The organism is Marinirhabdus gelatinilytica, assembly GCF_003353425.1.
GTDB lineage: Bacteria > Bacteroidota > Bacteroidia > Flavobacteriales > Flavobacteriaceae > Marinirhabdus > Marinirhabdus gelatinilytica.
Window position 1 is genome coordinate 702,517 of sequence record NZ_QRAO01000001.1, and the last position, 14,306, is coordinate 716,822.

General features: G+C 41.9%; 11 protein-coding genes. 9 read left to right on the top strand and 2 right to left on the bottom strand.

Features of this window, described 5'->3' with window-relative positions; genetic code table 11:
- Nucleotides 1-60: 60 nt before the first annotated feature.
- The 7 genes from C8D94_RS03105 (at nt 61) to C8D94_RS03135 (ending at nt 10,970) form a co-directional block, all read left to right on the top strand.
- A complete protein-coding gene (locus C8D94_RS03105; RefSeq protein WP_115122424.1) occupies nt 61-1,257 on the top strand; it encodes a DUF2062 domain-containing protein in 1,197 nt (398 codons plus the stop codon).
- Nucleotides 1,250-4,882 carry a 1-acyl-sn-glycerol-3-phosphate acyltransferase gene (locus tag C8D94_RS03110; RefSeq protein ID WP_115122425.1) on the top strand — a complete coding sequence of 1,211 codons (3,633 nt, stop codon included), beginning with the start codon at nt 1,250-1,252 and terminating at the stop codon, nt 4,880-4,882. The genes C8D94_RS03105 and C8D94_RS03110 overlap by 8 nt, the downstream gene beginning before the upstream one ends.
- 2 nt (nt 4,883-4,884) lie before the next feature.
- A complete protein-coding gene (locus C8D94_RS03115; RefSeq protein ID WP_115123014.1) occupies nt 4,885-6,426 on the top strand; it encodes a phytoene desaturase family protein in 1,542 nt (513 codons plus the stop codon).
- A 5-nt stretch (nt 6,427-6,431) separates the two neighbouring features.
- Complete coding sequence (locus tag C8D94_RS03120) at nt 6,432-7,298, top strand: cupin-like domain-containing protein (RefSeq protein ID WP_115122426.1); 867 nt, start codon at nt 6,432-6,434, stop codon at nt 7,296-7,298.
- A gap of 14 nt (nt 7,299-7,312) precedes the next feature.
- Nucleotides 7,313-8,977: a C45 family peptidase gene (locus C8D94_RS03125; RefSeq protein WP_115122427.1), complete on the top strand. Its 1,665-nt coding sequence runs from the start codon at nt 7,313-7,315 to the stop codon at nt 8,975-8,977.
- A gap of 68 nt (nt 8,978-9,045) precedes the next feature.
- On the top strand, nt 9,046-10,344 hold the full coding sequence (locus C8D94_RS03130; protein ID WP_115122428.1) for a phenylacetate--CoA ligase family protein: 1,299 nt from the start codon (nt 9,046-9,048) through the stop codon (nt 10,342-10,344).
- 113 nt (nt 10,345-10,457) lie between these two features.
- Complete coding sequence (locus C8D94_RS03135) at nt 10,458-10,970, top strand: hypothetical protein (RefSeq protein ID WP_115122429.1); 513 nt, start codon at nt 10,458-10,460, stop codon at nt 10,968-10,970.
- Here C8D94_RS03135 and C8D94_RS03140 read toward each other — a convergent pair.
- The gene (locus C8D94_RS03140; protein WP_115122430.1) at nt 10,954-11,604 is read right to left on the bottom strand and encodes a hypothetical protein; all 651 of its coding nucleotides are present in this window, start codon (nt 11,602-11,604) and stop codon (nt 10,954-10,956) included. The genes C8D94_RS03135 and C8D94_RS03140 overlap by 17 nt on opposite strands.
- A gap of 7 nt (nt 11,605-11,611) precedes the next feature.
- Nucleotides 11,612-12,433: a universal stress protein gene (locus C8D94_RS03145; RefSeq protein ID WP_115122431.1), complete on the bottom strand. Its 822-nt coding sequence runs from the start codon at nt 12,431-12,433 to the stop codon at nt 11,612-11,614.
- Nucleotides 12,434-12,592: 159 nt separating this feature from the next.
- Here C8D94_RS03145 and rimP point away from each other — a divergent pair, with 159 nt between their 5' ends.
- Both rimP and nusA read left to right on the top strand, forming a co-directional pair.
- A complete protein-coding gene (gene rimP / locus C8D94_RS03150) occupies nt 12,593-13,054 on the top strand; it encodes a ribosome assembly cofactor RimP (protein WP_115122432.1) in 462 nt (153 codons plus the stop codon).
- Nucleotides 13,055-13,062: 8 nt separating this feature from the next.
- Nucleotides 13,063-14,295: a transcription termination factor NusA gene (gene nusA / locus C8D94_RS03155; protein ID WP_115122433.1), complete on the top strand. Its 1,233-nt coding sequence runs from the start codon at nt 13,063-13,065 to the stop codon at nt 14,293-14,295.
- Nucleotides 14,296-14,306 lie beyond the last annotated feature (11 nt).

Here is a 14,306-nt window from a genome sequence, read left to right on the forward strand (position 1 = left end):
CGGGCTGTTGCATCACGAAATAGTACCCCTTGGTGTTGCACAGCTGTATAGATTACCTAAATGAACCTATCGGCACTCAAAACTAAAATAAAAGACCTACAATGTTGTGTGATTATACCTACGTATAACAACCACAAAACATTGCAACGGGTCATGGATGGCGTACTGGAATATACTACTAACGTTATTGTAATAAACGATGGTTCAACAGATACTACGCCGCACATTTTAGAAGGCTATTCCCAAATTAAAACGATTCATCTTCCCAAAAACCAAGGGAAAGGAAATGCGCTTCGGGTTGGCTTTGCCAAGGCCTTGGAACTGGGCTTCGATTATGCGATCACCATAGATAGTGACGGGCAGCATTTTCCAGAGGATATGGAAGTTTTTATTGAAACGCTAACAACTTCAGAAAATAAAAACCTGTTGCTCATTGGGGCAAGGAATATGGAGCAGGAAGACGTGCCCAGGAAAAGCAGTTTTGGGAACAAATTCTCCAATTTTTGGTTTTGGGTAGAGACAGGGACTTGGCTACAGGACACCCAATCTGGCTACAGGTTATACCCACTGAAATATCTTGAAAACATGAACTTCAAGACCAAAAAATTTGAATTTGAAATTGAAGTGATCGTAAGGGCGGCCTGGAAAGGCACCGAAGTGAAAAATGTGCCCGTTCGTGTTCTCTATGACGAAACCGAGCGTGTATCGCACTTTAGGCCGTTTAAGGATTTTTCTAGGATTAGTGTGCTCAATACCGTATTGGTCACCATAGCTTTTCTGTATATAAAACCTAGAGACCTGTATCGAAAATATCGCAAAAAGGGAATTAGGAGATTTGTACTGGAAGATTTGCTGGGAAGCTTGGATTCTCCCAAGAAAAAGGCACTCTCCATTGCACTGGGAGTTTTTATTGGTCTCTCACCCTTTTGGGGTTTTCACACGCTTATCGTACTGTTCCTTGCTATTTTGTTCAACCTTAACAAAACTATTTCGTTTGTTTTTTCGAACGTGAGTTTGCCACCATTTATCCCTTTTGTGCTATATGCGAGTAGCGAGATGGGGCAATTTGTGCTGGGTGTGGAATATGAATATTCCATGGAAGAGATAACCACCAATTTTGAAGTGTTGAAACATCTTCAAACCTATATTGTGGGTAGTTTTACATTAGCTACAGTTTCAGCGATCGTGCTGGGAACCTTGGGGTATTTGGTCTTTTCAGTATTGAACAGAAAACAAATAGCGGTGCAACATGACTAGGCTGTTTTATAGTGCATATCAAGCAATTGCTAAAAATAGGCTGTTAGGCCTCTTCGTCTTCGTTATAATGGTTGCTGGGCTGGTTTTCTTGGCCACAAGGCTTCAGTTTGAAGAGGATATCTCAAAACTTATTCCTGCCAATGAAAAATCTGAAGAGGTTCAACAAGTATTGAAATCGGTAAACTTTACCGACAAGATCATCGTGAACATCCGGAAAAAACCGAATGCTTCCACCAGGGATCTCACCCAATACGCTTCCCGGTTTGTAGACAGTTTAGAAAAAAATAATACAGGATACATACAGAATATCCAGGGCAAGGTAGAGGATGACGTTATTGCGGGAACCTTGGATTTTTTGTATAAAAACGCCCCGCTGTTCTTAAATGAAACCGATTACAAAGCGATCGCTGCAAAACTCAAAAAAGATAGCATCGCCGCCATAACCCAAGCGAATTTCCGTACGATGGTGTCGCCCACCGGAATAGTAGCCAAGAAGCAGATACGAAGGGACCCCTTGGGTATTTCGTTTTTGGCGTTGGAAAAGTTGAATGGCCTGGGGATGAGTGACCAGCTTACCGTAAGAAATGGTTTTTTAGTGAGCAGGGATGAACAAAATCTCTTGCTGTTTATCACACCAAAATATCCTTCCAGCGAAACCGATAAAAACGAAGCGTTTGCCGAAGAGCTCTACAAGCTACAGCACCAATTGAACACAACTTTTGAGAACACGGTAGAGGGCGAATATTTTGGAGCGGTCCTGATTGCCGTGGCCAATGCGCAACAAATTAAAAAAGACATACAGTTTACGGTGGGTATCGCTATGACGGTTCTCATCGTTATTTTCATTGTTTTTTATCGAAAGATCACTATTCCCCTCATCCTTTTTACCCCTACGGTATTCGGCGGACTTTTATCGGTAGCACTGCTGTATCTTATCCGTTCCGAAATTTCTGCGATTTCTTTGGGGATCGGCTCGGTGCTTTTGGGGGTTACGCTAGATTATTCGCTGCACATATTAACGCATCTTCGGAACAGAGAACCTATAGAAAAACTGTATCGGGATATTACAAAGCCTATCCTAATGAGCAGTCTCACCACTGCCATGGCATTTTTGTGCTTGCTATTTTTAGACTCACAGGCACTTCAGGATTTGGGAATTTTTGCTGCAGTGAGCGTTTTGGGGGCTTCGGTTTTTGCTTTGCTCTTTATTCCGCAGGTGTATAAGGGCAAAAATGTGCAAATAAGGAAACCTGGTCTGCTGGATAGGCTTGCCGCGTTTCATTTTCATAAAAGTAAATGGCTCCTTGGGATCATTGCGATTTTCAGTATTGTTAGCCTGTTTACCTACAACAAGGTGGTTTTTAACAAGGATATTTCAAAACTGAATTACGAACCCGAAGCGGCCACCCTTGCAAAACAGCATTTGGATGCACTCACCAATTTGGCCTCAAAATCCATTTATATTGCTGCCTTTGGGGATGACACCCAAAAAGCACTGGAGGTGAATGATACCGTGCATTCAATTTTGAAGGAATTGGACGAGAAAGATGAAATCTTAAGTTATAATTCGGTAGGTGCGTTGGTTTTTTCTGAAGCAGTACAGCAGCAAAAAATAGCGCGGTGGCAATCTTTTTGGGATGAAGCAACAGTATCCCAAACCAAACAGAGCTTGATTGAAAGTGGTGCAGACTTCGGGCTTAAACCTACCACATTTCAGCAATTCTATAGTTTTTTGGAGTCAGATTTTACATCGGTTTCGGTTAGCGATTACAGTGCGATCACATCCTTTTCGGTAGCAGATTTTATTTCAGAAAAAGAAGGAATCACCACCGTAACCAGTTTGGTAAAAGTGGACGAGCCCCATATTGAAAAGGTCCACAACGCCTTTAAAGATGAACCCAACGTGCTGGCCATAGACCGGCAGGAAATGAATGAAACGCTGTTAGGGACGCTTAAGGACGATTTCAATAGCTTGATTGGCTACTCCATGTTGGTGGTACTGGCGTTACTGTTGTTGTTTTTCAGGAGTTTCTCATTGACGTTGGTCACGGCTGTTCCCATATTCCTTACGTGGTTTATTACCATTGGGGTTATGGGCTTGCTGGGCATTGAGTTCAATATTTTCAATATTATTATCTCCACGTTCATCTTTGGGCTGGGGGTAGATTATTGCATCTTCATCACCAACGGGATGCTCACCGAATATCGCACGGGAAACAAGGCGCTCAGTCTCCATAAAACCTCTATCGTACTTTCGGTAATTACTACTATTTTGGGTGTTGGGGTGCTCATATTTGCCAAACATCCTGCGCTGTATTCTATTTCGGTGGTTTCCATTATTGGAATCTTTTCAGCAATGTTGGTTTCCTTCAGCATACAGCCCTTGCTTTTTAGGTTGTTTATTGGTAGCCGGACCAAGAGGCCCATTACCTTTCGGTTGTTGTTGCATTCGGCACTTTCATTCACGTATTATGGGCTAGGAGGGTTGGTCCTTTCTAGTTTCAGCGTGGTTATAATGCCACTTATCCCATGGAGCAAAAAAAGAAAAATGAAAGGATTTCATTGGGTGATCTCAAAATTTATGAAATCGGTTTTGTACACCAACCCTTTTGTGAGGAAAGAGATCGTAAACCAAAGCAATGAAACCTTTGAAAAACCGGGAATCATCATTGCCAACCATACTTCGTTCCTAGACATTTTGGCGGTGGGTATGTTGCATCCCAAAATTATTTTTTTAGTGAACGATTGGGTGTACAACTCCCCAATTTTTGGGAAAGCGGTACAATTGGCAGGTTTTTACCCCGTGTCTGGTGGGATTGACAAAGGAGTGGATCATTTAAAGATAAAAGTTGCACAAGGCTATACTTTAATGGCTTTCCCAGAGGGGACACGGTCTAGCACCAACAAAATACGCAGGTTTCACAAAGGGGCATTTTTCTTGGCAGAACAATTGGATTTAGATATTATCCCTGTGCTTATCCACGGTAATTCTGAAGTATTGCCCAAGGGAAGTTTTGTAATAAGGGATGGTAGCATCACCGTAAAAATTTTGGAGCGTATCTCTGCAGCCAACACTTCCTTTGGAACCACTTACAAGGAACGCACCAAGCAAATTAGCAACTATTTCAAAACCGAATTTGACACCCTGAGAACAAAAATTGAAGACAAAACATATTTTCACGACCTTGTGAGGTTAGAGTATAGATACAAGGGTGATGCGTTATACCGGCAGATTTCAAAAGATTTGAAGAGCCATAAGGCTACCTATAAGGAAATACTTGAGGTATTGGACAAGCGGTGCACGGTTACAAACATTTCCAACGGAAATGGGCAACTCGATTTTTTGTTACTCATGGATAGCGCAGATCGAAAAATAACTACGTACATTCCTGATGCAACGGTGCGTGAAATCGTACAGAACAGTTTTATCACAGCGCACCATAACAAAATCACTTTTGCGAACTCAAAGGAAAAAGCGCTTGCAATTCCTTCAGAATATATTATAATTGAAACAAACGATACTTGGGTTGAGCAGTGGAATAACAAGCGGAATGCAGATTTAAACTTTCAAAAGCTGTTTCGAGACGAGAAACTTAGTATCTTTAAAAAAAGCCGAATTAGTTGAAATTGAAAGAAAAATACGATGTCGTAATTATTGGGAGTGGCCTAGGCGGCCTAGTCTCCGGGATTATCATGGCAAAAGAGGGGAAGAGTGTGTGCGTGCTGGAAAAAAACCAGCAATATGGTGGGAACCTACAAACATTTTCCCGAAACAAAACTATTTTCGATACGGGCGTACATTATATCGGCGGGCTATCCGAAGGGCAAAATCTGTATCAATATTTTAAGTATTTGGACATCATAGATGAAATTGAGCTGAAAAAGCTGGACGAGGACGGTTTCGATATCATTACTTTTGACGATGACGCAACCGAATACAAACATGCCCAGGGGTATGAAAATTTTATCCAAGAGCTCGTTTCACAATTTCCTGAAGAAGAAAAAGCCATTAGGGCCTATTGCGATAAGGTTCAGGAGACCTGCGATAAATTTCCGCTCTACAACTTGAAAGTTGGTAAAAATTACTATCAGGACACTGCGGTTTTTGAACTTCCTGCAAAACAATTTATAGACTCTCTCACCAACAATGAAAGGCTGAAGGCCGTTCTTGCTGGAAACAATTTGCTATACGCTGGAGATGCAGACCGAACACCGTTTTATGTACATGCACTCTCGGTAAACAGTTATATTGAAAGTTCCTATAGATGTGTAAACGGGGGCTCACAAATCACCAAGGCACTATTAAAAAAACTGAAAGAAGCCGGAGGGGAAGCCTACAAACGCCAGGAAGTGGTTGATTTTAATGTTGAAAACGGTACGGTTACTTCCGTTACCACCAGCAATGGAAACGTAGTCCGGGGAGATACCTTTATCTCCAATGTAGACCCTAAGGTAACGCTAAAGATGGTAGGTAAGGAAAACTTCAGAAAAAGTTACGTATCAAGAATTGAGGATATTGAAAGTACCATGGCTGCCTTCTCCCTATATATCGTACTGAAACCGGGCACCTTTAAATATTTGAACCACAATTACTATCATTTCAAGTCGACCGAAGACGTTTGGAGCGCTTTTGAATACACCCAAGAGGAATGGCCCAAGGCTTACATGGTTTCCATGGGCGTAAAAAAGAACGGCGATGCGTATGGCGACAACCTAGCCGCGATGACCTATATGAACTTTGATGAAATGAAACCTTGGGAGGGGACCTTCAACACAGCAGCAAATAAGAACGAGAGAGGGCAAACCTACGAAGAGTTTAAACGCGCCAAAGAGGAAAAATTTATCACAGAGCTCGAGAAAAAGTTCCCAAACATCAGGGAGTGTATTGAAGCGGTGTATTCTTCTACACCATTGTCCTACAGGGACTATATTGGTTCTAACAGAGGTTCAATGTATGGCTATGTAAAGGATGCTAGCAATGCTTTAAAATCCTTTGTTTCGGCAAGGACAAAAATTAAAAACCTGTTCTTTACAGGACAGAGTTTAAATATGCACGGTATTTTGGGCGTTACCATTAGTGGGGTGGTTACTTGCTCTACCATATTGGGAAGGGAATATTTAGTCTCTAAAATACAAGGAGCGAATAACATTGAAGAAGTAAAAAGGTAAAAGAAATGGGGCACATTAAAACCATCCCTATTGAGAGGGTACAGAATATTTCAAAAAAAGAATTTGTAGAGAACTACTACAAACCGCAACGCCCTGTCTTGATCGAAAACTTAACAAAAGACTGGCCAGCATATAAGAAATGGACCATTGAGTATTTTCAAGACCAAGCTGGAGATCAATTAGTGCCCTTGTACAATAGCGAACCCACCAAGGGAAAGCAAAATTCCGCAGCCCCCGTTACCGAAATGAAATTAAGGGATTATCTTGAAATCCTGAAAACCGAACCTACAGATTTACGGGTGTTCTTCTTTAACCTCTTGGACAATGTCCCAAAATTGCTGGACGATATTAGGTACCCAGATATTGGGCTCAAATTTTTTAAGAGATTGCCCGTGATGTTCTTTGGAGGCGGTGGCTCAAGGGTATTGCCACATTTCGACATGGACCTCTCAGACCTGGTGCATTTTCACTTTCATGGCCATAAAAGTGTGACGTTATTCTCACCAGAGCAAACAAAATATTTGTACAAGGTGCCCTTTGCTGTTCATAATCTTGAATCTATAGATATGGACAATCCAGATTTTGGTAAATACCCAGCGCTCAATAAGGTTGAAGGTATCCAGGTAGAGATGAAACATGGTGATGCGCTTTACATGCCCAGCGGTTATTGGCACTATATAAAATATCTGGATGGCGGATTTTCCATCACGCTCAGGGCGTTGCCAAGGCATCCCGCAAGATTGGCAAAAATGTTCAGCAATGTATTCTTTATGCGCCCTTTCGAAAACGGAATGCGGAAAATATGGGGGCAAAAGTGGGTAGATTATAAAGAAACCAAAATCTTGAAAAAAACAAACCAAAAACACGGCTAGATGATTTGGATAGCATGAAAAAAATTCTGTTCTATAACACCCTGCTTTTTTTACTGGTTTCCTGTGGCACGGCAAAATCGTTAAAGGATCGCCCAGATATAAGTGGGTACAACGGGACTGTTGCCCAACGGGTGCAAATTTCAGATACCACATTCCACCTTGGGAACAATTTTTTACATAAAAATAAATACGGCCTGTGGGAACTTTACATAGAGGGCGACCCTTTGGAACGAGGCCTTGCCACTGGAAGCCTTACACAGGAATTGCTGCAAAAACAAGAACGGGTTTTCTTTTCGAAAGTAAAGGAGTTGGTGCCTTCAGAAACTAGACAGTCGCTACTCCGAAAGATACTTCGCTGGTACAATCGCAAAATGTACCTGCACGTCCCCGAGGAATTTAAAACCGAAATTTACGGGCTTTCAAGATACTCGGCCAACACTTATAACGATATTGCGCCACCCTACTTGCGTTCCCTTTACTTGCACAGCGCCCACGATATTGGGCACGCATTGCAGGATTTAATGTTGGTGGGCTGTACCAGCTTTGCCGTGTGGGACAAAAGGAGCGAGGACGGTAACTTGCTCTTGGGAAGGAATTTCGATTTTTATGCTGGCGATGAATTTGCTGAAGAAAAAATCATTGCATTTGTAAATCCAGAGAAGGGCCATAAGTTTATGAGTGTTACCTGGGGCGGATTTGTAGGCGTGGTTTCCGGGATGAACGATCAAGGACTTACGGTGACCATCAACGCTGGGAAATCTAAAATCCCATTGGTAGCAAAAACGCCCATTTCCATCGTGACCCGAGAGATTTTACAACACGCTTCCAATATCGAAGAAGCTATAGCCATTGCCAAAAAAAGAGAAGTGTTTGTTTCTGAGTCTATTATGGTGGGAAGTGCCAAGGATGGAAAAGCAGTTTTAATTGAGGTTTCCCCCAATGACCTTGGCATTTTTGAGGTTGAAAACACTGCAGAATTAATCTGTTCCAACCATTTCCAGAGTGAAGCCTATGCAAAGGATCGAAGAAACCTGAAAACCATTGAAGAGAGCCACACCGCCTATCGTTTTGAACGCATGGACCAGCTACTCGAACAGGCTCAAAAAGTAGATGTAGAGGAAGCCGTTGCGATACTTCGGAATACCAAAGGGCTCGATAATACTGAGATTGGGTATGGAAATGAAAAAGCACTCAACCAACTCTTGGCACACCATGGTATCGTTTTCCAACCGTCAGATTTAAAAGTGTGGGTTTCAGCTAACCCGTATCAATTGGGAGCCTTCGTTTGTTACGATTTGAATGAGGTTTTTATGGAAAGAAAAGGTACCCCTTCGCTGGTTTCCATTTCAGAAGAAAAAAACACACTTCCCGCCTCGCCATTTTTACAGTCCGGAGCCTATAAAAAATATGAAGCCTACAGAGAAATCGAAACCGAGATTGAAACCGAGATTGAAAAAAATCATTTCATGTATATAGCTGGTAAAGCTGAGGAAATCATTCGATTGAATCCTAAGTACTGGAAAGCCTATTATCTTGCTGGACGGTATTATTATGAGGCTGAAAACTATAGAGAAGCTGTTAGGTATTTAAGGATAGCTTCCAAAAAAGAGATACCTTCGCTTGCTGAAACTGAAATGGTCGAGAAATATCTAAAAAAATCCTTACGCAAGTTGGATTGATATTTTTTTGACAGTCAATATGTTACTAGCAAGAATGGACTCCTTGTAGGTCTAAAACAGAAATTAAAATGGAAATACCTAGCATAGAAACCAAATCCCAACAGGAAATTGAAAACTTCCAGTCTGAGAAATTGAAAGAAATGCTTCAGTATGTTTCAGAAAACTCCCCGTATTACCAACGTTTGTTCCGAAAGAAAGGGGTGGATGTATCTACTGTACAATCTGTTTCAGATTTGCAAAAACTCCCTTTTACTACAAAAGACGACTTGCAGCGTCACAACGATGATTTTTTCTGTGTTCCAAAAACCAGTATCATAGATTATGTAACCACTTCGGGTACTTTGGGCGACCCGGTAACCATTGGATTGACCAATGCCGATTTGGACCGTTTGGCCTATAACGAGGCTGTTTCGCTAGCATGTTCGGGCATTACCGGTAATGATACTGTGCAGCTAATGACCACGATAGACCGCAGGTTCATGGCTGGGATGGCGTATTTTACAGGCTTGCGAAAGTTGGGTGCATCTGTAATACGTGTAGGCTCTGGCGTTACCGAGCTACAGTGGGATAGTATCCTCAAATTCAAACCTACGTATTTAATTTGTGTCCCCTCCTTTTTACTGAAGTTGAGCGCCTTTGCCAAGGAACACAACATTGCTATTTCAGAATCTTCGGTAAAGGCCGCCGTTTGTATTGGCGAACCCATTCGCGACGGAAATTTCAAACTGAATGCACTGGGGAGGAAAATTAAAAAGGTTTGGGATATCCAGTTGTTTTCAACCTACGCTTCCACCGAAATGCAGACAGCCTTTAACGAGTGCGAGGCACAACAGGGCGGGCACCTGCACCCCGATCTCATTATTGCTGAAATTTTAGACAAAAACAATACCCCTGTAGCCACAGGGGAAGTTGGAGAACTCGTAATTACCACCTTAGGTATCGAAGGATTACCATTGTTGCGGTTCAAGACGGGAGATATGCTCCAACACCATACTGGCGATTGCTCCTGCGGAAGAACAACAATGCGCTTGGGTCCCGTGGTAGGTAGAAAACAACAAATGATAAAGTACAAGGGAACCACCCTATACCCTCCAGCGATGTACAATGTGTTGCAGGATTTCGATGAGGTACGTTCCTTTATCATCGAGATTTCCCAAAACGAGATTGGCACCGATGAAATCTTACTGAAGGTTGTTTCCGAAGACATCTCTGAAGCCTTTAAGGACAGCTTAAAGGACCACTTCAGGGCAAAACTACGGGTACGCCCCAACGTAGCGTTTACCACCCAGGACCAGATGGAAAAACTACAATTTCCAAAAATGAGCCGAAAACCTGTGTTGTTGGTAGACCGTAGAAAAAAAGGGTAAATACATTCTTACTTTATTGTAAATCAGCGCTATAATTTTATAAATTAGTAGTTGTATCGATCACAGATTTGTTTGTTTTTGATGTTTTACTAACTAACTAAAAGTATAGGATTATGGAGTTTCAATGGTTTCAGATATTTGTACCTCTTGCCGCAGGTGCAATTGGTTTTTTTGGAAATATGATTTTTGAAAATCGAAAACAGCTTAAAAATAAAGCTACGGAAGAGCGTAGGAAAATTTATTCAACCTTTTCGGACATTATGATAGACAGGCTGCGCTCCCAAGAGACAATTACCGAAGAGCAGTTGGAAAAAATTAACGATAGAATGTTTAATTTTTACAAGGACTATCTACTGTATGCTTCTCCAGATGTAATTAATGCAATAGGCGATTTGCAGCAATTTACGTTTACATTGCAACAAAGGTTGTTAAATGGAGAGACCATCGAAGAAATAGATAGAGAAAGCAGCGCTCTTTATTTGAAATACTCTCAAGTGATTTACGAAATGAGAGAGGATTTAGGGTTGTCCATAAAAAATCTAGGGGCTAATGGAGAACATGTCTTAAAGTCTTTTTTGAGTAATTATTATATGTTGTATCCAAAGAAAACTACCAATTTTGAATAGGCACACTTTCCGTTAACAACCGCCAGGTATATCCTTTGGTACTGGTCTCATCCAGGTCGAAAACCGAATAGTATCGTTTCATATTGTTAGGATTGGAGGGATCTACCACAATGGGTTTTAAACTTTCTGGACTGTTGTCACGGTGAATTGAAAACCCATTGACTACGGGTTTCCATTGCCCATTGCGTAGCACGTACAAAAAGTATTTTGTGAATACGGGGTCCTTCAGCTTTGTCTTTACGAGAAGTAGGTCGCGATCAAATTCATCAAATCGAAGCGTCTCCAAAGTGGCTCCATACGTTTCCGGTATGGATATGTTGGGTGCAGCGCTGTTCTCAAAAATAATAGTGGTCCTGCCGTTGCGGGAGGTTTTTTTGTCCACCACTGCATAAAACGGTTTGCGGTCCGTTAGAAAATTTGCGGTTACGGCACCCTTTGGTAATTTGGGTTCAATTACTGGCAAATCGTCTTTTGGGATATTCACCACTGGGGTGTTGGAGTCCTCAACGGGAGGACCAATAACAGTTTTAGATTTTTTTTGGGACGGGGTGCCGCAGGCAATAAGGAGCCAGACACTTACAATTGTGGCAACTTGCATGGAAAACTTGGGTTTGTTGCCTCTTATAACGGTCATATTATAATTAAATTTTAAACGTTATCACAGGCATATTTGCGTGGTTTACCAAATCTTCACTTATACTGCCATTGAAAAAGTGTGAGAGTCCTTGGCGTCCGTGGGTGCTCATACCTATAAGCTGTGCGTTAATTTCTTTGGCAAAGCTAAGAATACCCTTCTCTACACTGGTTTCGCAATAAATGTTCTTGGTGTAATTTTCTGCTCCCATTCCCCTTACAAAGCTATCTATTGTTTTGTTTATATCGGTAGTGGTCTTAAAATCGTTCGGGGTATTTACGTACAACAAGTGCAATTTCGCACCCACTGCCTTTGCAAACTTTTGTGCTTGGTCAAAAGGTTTGCGACATTCTTCGGTAAAGTCGGTCGCAAATACAAAATCTTTTATGTCGAAGGTGGTGTGTTCGTTTTTAACAACAAGTACTGGGATTTCAGATGTTCTCACAACCTTTTCGGCATTACTACCTATAAAAAGTTCTTTAAAACCACTTGTACCGTGGGATCCCATTACGATTAAATCTATATCCTTGTCTTTTACCGTGAGTTGTACGTCGTCATAGATCTCACCGTGGCCAATAGCGGTATGCACTTCCACATCAAAGAGATAATCTCTTTTAAGTACCTCTTCAAATTTTTGTTCCGCCAGTTTTATAAAGTATATAGATTGCGGTTTGGCGCTGGAAGGACCAGAAATAGCAAGGGTGCCCGGCAGGTCCAAGGAGTGTTCCAAGTAGATCTCGGCATCGTTTTTTTCAGCAAGCATAGCGGCCACTTTAAGTGCATTATCTGCTTGTGGCGAAAAATCGGTTGGGACAAGTATACGTTTCATGAGCGATTGTTTTTAGCGGTTACTATTAAGAAAGTTACAAAAATTAATCGGTGTAGCAATCCTTTTTTTGTTCTGAAAAATTGTCGTATATTTGCACCGAATTTGATACGCAACCAACAGAGGGGACACAGAGTCCCCTCTTTTTATAGCCAAAATTCAATGCAAAAAAAAGTAGAGAAATTACTGGACGAAGCCTTGTCGCAAAAACCCGAACTGTTCCTGATAGATCTTTCTATTTCAGAAGCAAACCAGATTCGAGTGATCTTGGATGGGGATAATGGCGTTTCGGTACAGGACTGTATGGATGTGAGCCGTGCCATAGAGCACAATCTGGATAGAGAAGAACAGGATTTTTCGTTGGAAGTGTTGAGCGCTGGGGTTTCGGAACCCTTAAAAATGGTGCGCCAGTACAAGAAAAACATAGGAAGAAAACTTCAGGTAAAGACAGAAGGTGAAACCATTGAAGGAGAGCTTACCGAAGCTACCGAGGATGCAGTGACCCTGCACTGGAAGGCCCGCGAACCCAAACCTGTAGGAAAAGGCAAGGTGACCGTACAGAAAGAGGCCACCGTGTCCTACAACGATATTGTTGAAGCAAAAGTGATGATAAAATTTAATTAAAAGATGCCATGGAAAATATAGCATTAATCGAATCGTTTTCTGAATTTAAGGACGACAAACAAATAGACAGGGTAACGCTCATGGCGATCCTGGAAGAGGTTTTCAGAAATGCTTTAAAAAAGAAATTTGGAAGTGATGATAACTTCGATATCATCGTAAACCCGGACAAAGGAGATTTGGAGATTTGGAGAAACCGTGTAGTAGTGGCCGATGGTGAGGTAGAAGACCCCAATGAGGAAATTTCCCTTAGCGAAGCCCGCAAGATCGAGGATGACTTTGAGGTAGGTGAGGACGTTTCGGAAGAAGTGAAATTAATGGACCTTGGGCGCCGCTCCATCTTGGCATTGCGCCAAAACCTTATCTCTAAGATACACGAACACGATAATACTATAATCTACAAGCAGTTCAAAGATCTTGAAGGCGAGATTTATACTGCTGAAGTACACCACATTCGTCACCGTGCGGTAATCTTGTTGGATGACGAGGGTAACGAGATTATCCTACCAAAGGACAAGCAGATCCCTTCGGACTTTTTCAGAAAAGGAGACAACGTTCGTGGAATCATTGAGAGTGTTGAGCTTAAGGGGAACAAGCCCGCCATCATAATGTCGCGCGCTAACCCGTTGTTCTTGGAAAAACTCTTCGAGCAGGAAATCCCAGAAGTTTTCGATGGTTTGATCACCGTTAAAAAAGTAGTACGTATCCCAGGCGAAAAAGCAAAAGTAGCCGTAGATAGTTACGATGACCGTATAGACCCGGTAGGAGCCTGTGTAGGGATGAAGGGTAGCCGTATTCACGGTATTGTTCGTGAATTGGGCAACGAGAATATAGATGTAATAAACTACACCAACAACATAAACCTGTTCATCACCCGTGCATTGAGCCCCGCTCGTGTAACCTCTATCAAATTGGATGAGGAAACCATGCGCGCAGAGGTAATATTGAAACCAGAAGAAGTTTCCAAGGCAATAGGCCGTGGTGGGCACAACATCCGTCTTGCAGGACAACTCACAGGATACGAAATAGACGTATTGAGAGAAGGAGCCGAAGAAGATGTAGAGCTGAAAGAATTTAGTGACGAAATAGACGGCTGGATCATAGACGAATTCAAGAAAATTGGTCTGGACACAGCCAAGAGTGTTCTCGAACAGGACATTGCAGATTTGGTAAAAAGAACCGATCTGGAAGAAGTAACCATTAAAGAAGTGGTAAGTATATTAAAAGAAGAATTTGAAGAGTAGTTTTAACGTAG

Bases quoted from the DNA above. Each gene is read 5' to 3' on its own strand.
- C8D94_RS03105 (WP_115122424.1), top strand. From the start codon at position 61: ATGAACCTATCGGCACTCAAAACTAAAATAAAAGACCTACAATGTTGT.
- C8D94_RS03110 (WP_115122425.1), top strand. From the start codon at position 1,250: ATGACTAGGCTGTTTTATAGTGCATATCAAGCAATTGCTAAAAATAGG.
- C8D94_RS03120 (WP_115122426.1), top strand. From the start codon at position 6,432: ATGGGGCACATTAAAACCATCCCTATTGAGAGGGTACAGAATATTTCA.
- C8D94_RS03125 (WP_115122427.1), top strand. From the start codon at position 7,313: ATGAAAAAAATTCTGTTCTATAACACCCTGCTTTTTTTACTGGTTTCC.
- C8D94_RS03130 (WP_115122428.1), top strand. From the start codon at position 9,046: ATGGAAATACCTAGCATAGAAACCAAATCCCAACAGGAAATTGAAAAC.
- C8D94_RS03135 (WP_115122429.1), top strand. From the start codon at position 10,458: ATGGAGTTTCAATGGTTTCAGATATTTGTACCTCTTGCCGCAGGTGCA.
- C8D94_RS03140 (WP_115122430.1), bottom strand. From the start codon at position 11,604: ATGACCGTTATAAGAGGCAACAAACCCAAGTTTTCCATGCAAGTTGCC.
- C8D94_RS03145 (WP_115122431.1), bottom strand. From the start codon at position 12,433: ATGAAACGTATACTTGTCCCAACCGATTTTTCGCCACAAGCAGATAAT.
- rimP (WP_115122432.1), top strand. From the start codon at position 12,593: ATGCAAAAAAAAGTAGAGAAATTACTGGACGAAGCCTTGTCGCAAAAA.
- nusA (WP_115122433.1), top strand. From the start codon at position 13,063: ATGGAAAATATAGCATTAATCGAATCGTTTTCTGAATTTAAGGACGAC.